This window comes from Rhodococcus sp. P4_B6, from assembly GCF_056402215.1.
Genome location: NZ_JBFUHV010000456.1, coordinates 1 through 1,067, shown reverse-complemented (window position 1 = coordinate 1,067; position 1,067 = coordinate 1). Strand labels below are relative to the sequence as shown.

At 66.0% G+C, this 1,067-nt stretch carries 1 protein-coding gene; it reads right to left on the bottom strand.

What is annotated here, in order from left to right; genetic code table 11:
- On the bottom strand, positions 1 to 1,067 hold a 1,067-nt coding region (locus AC1DWT_RS51515; RefSeq protein WP_477926308.1), incomplete at both ends, for a polyphosphate kinase.

The window sequence follows — 1,067 nt, the reverse complement described above, 5'->3', positions numbered from 1 at the left end:
GATCAGGGCGTCGACGATGGGGGAGTCGCCGGAAGTGCGGTAGAGCGTCTGCTTGATGGCCAGAACCTGGGGGTCGGCGGCGGCCTGTTCGATGAAGCGTTGCACGCTGGTGGAGAACGAGTCGTACGGGTGGTGGACCAGGACGTCGCCGTCGCGGAGGGTGGAGAAGACGCTCTTGGGTGTTTCCCGCTCGCCGAATGCCGGATGCGTTGCCGGCACGAACGGCGCGTCCTTGAGGGCGGGCCGGTCGACGGCGTACACCTGCCACAGGCACGACAGATCCAGCAGTCCGGGCACCTGGATGACGTCGCCGGGGTCGACGTCGAGTTCGCGCAGCAGGAGGTCGAGCATGTGTTCGGTCATGTCGTCGGCGACCTCGAGTCGGACCGGGGATCCGAAGCGTCGGCGGGCCAATTCCCGCTCGAGGGCCTGCAGAAGATCTTCGTCGCGGTCTTCCTCGACCTCGAAATCGGCGTTGCGGGTAATGCGGAACGCGTGGTGCTCGACGATCTCCATGCCGGGGAACAACGCGTCGAGGTGCGCAGAGATCAATTCCTCCATCGGGAGGAACGCGTCGATGGACGAGGGTGTCTCGTCGCGGCGGACGCGGACGAACCGGCCCACGTTGTCCGGAACCTTGACACGCGCAAAGTGTTCGCCACCGGTGAGCGCGTCCTTCACCGTCACCGCGAGGTTGAGGCTCAGGCCACTGATGTAGGGGAACGGGTGTGCGTGGTCGACGGCGAGCGGTGTGAGGACCGGGAACACCTGGTCCTGGAAGTGCACAGTCAGCCGGGCATGGTCGTCGTCGTCGAGATCGGACCAGCGGACGATCGAGATCCCCTCGGCGGCCAGCGCCGGCCGCACGGAGTCGAGGAACACCCGAGCGTGTTTGTCCGAGATCTCCTGGGTGAGCTTGGCGATCAGTGCGAGCTGCTCACGAGGGGTGAGGCCGTCGGCGGACCGCACCGAGAGACCGGTTTCGTCGCGGCGCTTGAGACCGGCGACCCGGACCATGAAGAACTCGTCCAGGTTGGAGGCGAAGATGGCGAGGAAATGGCGAGGAA